The following is a 4,707-nucleotide window of genomic DNA, read 5'->3' on the forward strand; positions in this document are numbered from 1 at the left end:
TGCTTAACTTCAGCATCGCCGCCGACCTGATGGTGTGACGGCGGCGGCACAAAGGACGAATTGTTCAGGGCCGACTACGTAGGTTATCGGATTGAAAAAAGCTAAGCAGATGTTCACCAACTCTGTCATTTCTGCATTCGATGCATGTACGACATGCAAGGTGCGGGCTCTAAACTATTTTTCGAAGGAAATGAGGATGGAGACGCATGTCGATTTTATTTCGCCCGTTCCTGATAGCTTGGAGTTCGACAGGAACTACTACAAAAAATACGTTGACGCTAGTGGAATCCCGGTTGTCGCAGCGGCAGAAGTCGATAGTTTTGCGCTTCTTAAGGCAAAACGCATAATCGAGGTAATGGTATCAAAACATGACCCGATCCGGAGGCTGCTGGCAAATAGCGTAGAGGGTTTTCTCATTATCCCAAAGAATAGAGAGATGACGACGCTTCCAGAGTATGTGGATATGGATAGACGATTCCCACTACCATGCGACGAAAAATGGGATCAAAGAGCACAGGGATGCGGCTGGATTTCTTGCCTTCCATATGTAAGTTGCAGTGAAGCGAATTTGCTCAAAGTAGGACGCCCTTTTGACAGATATCCACGTGAATCTATTTGTATCCATGAGTTCGCACATGCTGTCATGGACGCGGGCATACTTGTTCATGACCCAGGGTTTGATGACCGTTTGAATGCGTTGTATAAAGATGCGAAGGAGAGGTATCTGGGAAATTCATACGCCGGGCAAAATCCCGGCGAATATTGGGCAGTAGGGGTTCAGGCATGGTTCAATGCAGCAGATTGCGTTCATAAAGGCACGACACCAACGGATACTTTCCATAAACTACATAAAACCGATCCAAGTTTTGCTTGTGAAGTGGGTAAATGGTTTCCTTCGCCGTATGAATGTTCACCCGTGTACCCATAGATCTCTAATGCCTTTTCGTGGCGCGACGAACCTTAATGCTCGCACATGAAGGCGAAAATTTTGATCAATGAAACGAAACGTGAATCCGGTCATGACGAAGGTGCTCTAGCGCCTGCATTAACCGTCTGACAAGGTCGTGATGCGAAGGGGGTGGTATGTTACATATTCGTTAGGTCCGCGCAATTTGGAAAACGATGATTGCCGAGCGCGGAATCGAGGCCGATCATTCGCATGTGAGTCGGTGAGTTCTCAGGCTCGTGCTGCTGTTTGAAATGGCCGAGGCTGGTGTTCGAACCGCACGCCCATTAGCACGATCCCCGAGAGCACCGCGGTGCCGGCGGAGGCCAGGTAGGTGACCGCGTACGCATGCGGCGACCACAGATTCATGGTGGCTGTAACCAGCTACGGTCGAGTATGCCGGCGGCAACGCCCACGGCCAGCACCGTCGACATGGCCCCGGCGCGACTCTCTGCTGGCACGCATTCGGCAGCTGCAAACCGGAACGTCAGCACTACGGCTGCGTATGCGCCACCAAACAGCATGGCGACGCAGAACAGACTGAACGATGGAATGACCAGCGCGAGCGCTGCCAACAGTCCGGCGACGGCGCCACAGGCATTGCCAAACAGCGGAGCAGCTTTCCTCCCGTAGCGCCTCGTCATTACGCCAACCGGAAGCATTGCAGCTGCCATGCCGACAACGAAGACGGACACAGACAATGTCGCCAGCGCCGGCGTCGGGGCAAGCATGTGGCCGATAATGGCGCCGGTGGCGTAGACGACGGTGGAGTTGGCACCGGCCAGGGCTTGCGCCGTGGCCAAACGAACAACGTCGGCGTTGATTCTTGAAGTGGACATCAGGACGGGATCACGCGCATCGGGGCGCTTCGGATAAAACGCGTCGACGCAAGTGTTGACTGCCTACGCGGAGATCTCGGCCTCGTTGGAGTAACCTGACATGAACGGTTTGCGCATGCTCGTCTGCGGGTCGAAGACGTGCCGCGAAATCCGTCCGATGTTTCCGCCGTAGACATGAACGCTGATCGAGACGCGATCATCATATGTGTTGGATACTCTGTGGATGTCGCCCGTACGGGGCGAAATACTTTCGACAGTTCCCGGTTTGAGGTAATCGACTCCGAGCGATCGCATCGGCTGGCCGGGCTCCCCGACTTGAAAACATTCGGCACGCTCGCCACCCCTGAGCAAACCGATCAGCGCCCAGACCGTGTGGTTATGGATCGGAGTCTTCTGGCCCGGGCCCCAGACAAAGCTGACAACCGAAAACCGATCGGCCGGATCGGCGTGCAGCAGGTACTGCTGGTAGTACTGGGGATGTGGCTGCGCATACGCCTCGGGGAGCCAGTCATCGCGACGAACGATCCCGGCAAGGAGATCGTGGCCTTTGCCCAGGATTTGCGCTTCATCATCCGGGAATGTGTCAACTAGCAGCGTAAATTCGTGCACGAACTGTCTGAAGAGCGTAGCCGGAACGCGCATCACATGCCTCCTTGGCGGGGTGTCGTTGTAGGCGGCGGTTCGCACTCTTGATCGGTCGATGGTGGCGAACCCTATAGCGATATCGATTGTCGACTCATGTCCTTTCCTGAGCAATTGAATCTGATTTCAAGTTGCGGACGGATTCTGGAGTCATCGAAACCATCCCGTACGCGTTATCGCACAGCACCCTTGAGCTCAGCGTGATATCGGCGAGCTTCCTGCCAGAACGCGTGAGCCGCGGGGGACAGCCGGTTCTGATTCAGGCACACCAATCCGATACGTCGGGACGTGCCAGGGGGAAGAGGACGGAATACCGTGCCAGGATACCGATCCGGCAGCGCCAGCTTGGCCAGAATCGAGATGCCCTTCCCACTCGCGACCAGCTCCAGTATCGACATCAGTTGCAGGAGCTCATACGTCACCCTGGGGCGCAGCGCATTTCTTGAGATGAACCGCCATCAGCCGCCCGGTCGCGTCATCGATGAACACCAGCAACGTACAGGCGGGCGCCCGGTCCTTCTATGAGCATCAAATTGTCAAGGGTTTGGCTTCAATTGACGTGTGGCTGGCGAACGGTTGCAAGACTGCCCTTGCCTGCATACGGAAGACGTACCTGGCTGAGGGACGGGCCACGCGCCCCGGAAGCAAGGCACGCGCCGTGAACTGCGGCGCAGGAGTTATCCACGGCCGGCCGGCGGGTCGCCTGTTACGCCATGACGCCGGCCGGCGGTGGATAACTCCTGATCATCACGAGGGCTGGGACTGCTCTCCTTGGCAACTTTGCTGCCGATCATGTTTCGTGTCTGAAGCCGATCATCGCGCACATAAGACTCCAACGTCTTACTCACCTTCTATCCGCTGGCACCTGGCCAGCCTTATCCTGCATGCGCATTGCGCCGGAATCGTGTCCGGGAACACGCCCAATCTCGAAAAATCGGTTGCTGCGGCAACCCAGGACCGGGCCGGGCGTGTTCACTTCAAGCCATGTTGGTAGCAAGCAGCTGTGTGAGGGGGCGTCACTTGTCGCACGGCACGGGCTGGCCAGGCTTCAGTTGCGCGCCTTCGGGAATCAGGCCGTCCTTGAGGTAACGCCACAGGGCAATCGCAAGGCGTCGTGCGACGGCGACGATGGCAATGCGTCGGGCACGGCGGTTGGGATCGGTGCCCTGCGTGCGCCGGTTGAACCACTGGGTGAGTGCGCTGCCGGGCTGGTAGCGCAGCCAGGTCCAAGCCATCTCCACCAGTAACGCGCGTACCCGCCGGTTGCCCTGCTTGCTAATGCCCTGGTCGGTCTGGCTCTCGCCGCTGTCATACGGTTGGGGCACGAGTCCGACACAGGCCCCAACCTGACGCCGGTTGTGGAAATCGCGCCAGTAGAGTTCGAGCGCGAGGCGTGAGGCGCTGACTTCCCCAATGCCTTTCAGGCGTGCCAGGGCATCGCTGCGCGCGCGCGAGGGTGCCGGCACGCTGGCCTGGCGGGTCTTCTCGAGTGCGGCGAGCTGCTGGGTGGCGAGGGCGAGCCGTTCGCACTCGTGCAGCAGTCGCTCGCGGAGTTCGGGCGGCAGGGACGTGCCGTCGTGACACCGCACCTCGTCGCGCGCGAGCCGGTCGGCGAAGGCGCGATGAGCGGTGTCTTCCCAGCAGCCGAGAGTGGCTAGCAGCTTGCGCATGCGATCGAGGTGCTGCAGCACTTCCTTCTGCAGCTGCCCGCGTTCGCGCATCAGGTGGCGCGACGCTTCATCCTGCGCGGAGGGCACGTGAACCACGTGCATGCGGTCGCGCTCGCCACGCAGCCACGCGCGCAGGTTGATGACGAGCTTGATCGCATCAAGCCGGTCGGTCTTGGCAAGCCGCTTGTGACGCTGGACGGGGATGCTCGCCGCATCCACGACGTAACATTCAATGCCGTGGGCCTGCAGCGCACGCCAGATCCAGAACGCGTCCTGGCCAGCTTCATAGCACACGACGATGCGCACGCCCGCCGGCAGCGACCACCTGGCCCTGTGCCCGTCGATCAGGGCCAGCACGGCCTGTAGGCGCGCAGCGGCCTGCGGCTGCTCGACCGTATGGACGGCGGGCCGCTCGCGCCGGCCATCGTGGAGCGCGACCTTCCACTTCTTGGCCGCGAGTTCGAGCGAGACAGCCAGCACGACTTCTTCAGTATCCGACTGATATCTCTGGTCGTTGCCCATGATCATCTCCTTGTCAGCGTCGGATAAATACTCCCCACTTTCGTCGAAGTAATTTTCCCCAGTTGTCGCTGGTGTTGCGTAGCGCGGC

Annotated in this window: 4 protein-coding genes and 1 pseudogene; 1 reads left to right on the forward strand and 4 read right to left on the reverse strand. The window is 58.9% G+C overall.

Annotated features, from left to right (window positions below; genetic code table 11):
- The first annotated feature begins 196 nt into the window (after positions 1 to 196).
- Complete coding sequence (locus J8I87_RS43340) at positions 197 to 928, forward strand: hypothetical protein (RefSeq protein WP_209938748.1); 732 nt, start codon at positions 197 to 199, stop codon at positions 926 to 928.
- 279 nt (positions 929 to 1,207) lie between these two features.
- Here the strand turns inward: J8I87_RS43340 and J8I87_RS43345 are convergent.
- The 4 genes and pseudogenes from J8I87_RS43345 to J8I87_RS43360 form a co-directional block, all read right to left on the reverse strand.
- Positions 1,208 to 1,785 (reverse strand): annotated as a pseudogene (locus tag J8I87_RS43345) (MFS transporter); the annotation flags it as partial.
- A 63-nt stretch (positions 1,786 to 1,848) separates the two neighbouring features.
- Positions 1,849 to 2,427 carry a cysteine dioxygenase gene (locus J8I87_RS43350; RefSeq protein ID WP_209938750.1) on the reverse strand — a complete coding sequence of 193 codons (579 nt, stop codon included), beginning with the start codon at positions 2,425 to 2,427 and terminating at the stop codon, positions 1,849 to 1,851.
- A gap of 173 nt (positions 2,428 to 2,600) precedes the next feature.
- Positions 2,601 to 2,825, reverse strand: coding sequence for a LysR substrate-binding domain-containing protein (locus tag J8I87_RS43355; RefSeq protein ID WP_245254613.1), 225 nt, complete (start codon positions 2,823 to 2,825; stop codon positions 2,601 to 2,603).
- A 618-nt stretch (positions 2,826 to 3,443) separates the two neighbouring features.
- Positions 3,444 to 4,619, reverse strand: coding sequence for an IS110 family transposase (locus J8I87_RS43360; RefSeq protein WP_209938752.1), 1,176 nt, complete (start codon positions 4,617 to 4,619; stop codon positions 3,444 to 3,446).
- Positions 4,620 to 4,707: the final 88 nt, after the last annotated feature.

The organism is Paraburkholderia sp. LEh10 (assembly GCF_017814945.1).
GTDB lineage: Bacteria > Pseudomonadota > Gammaproteobacteria > Burkholderiales > Burkholderiaceae > Paraburkholderia.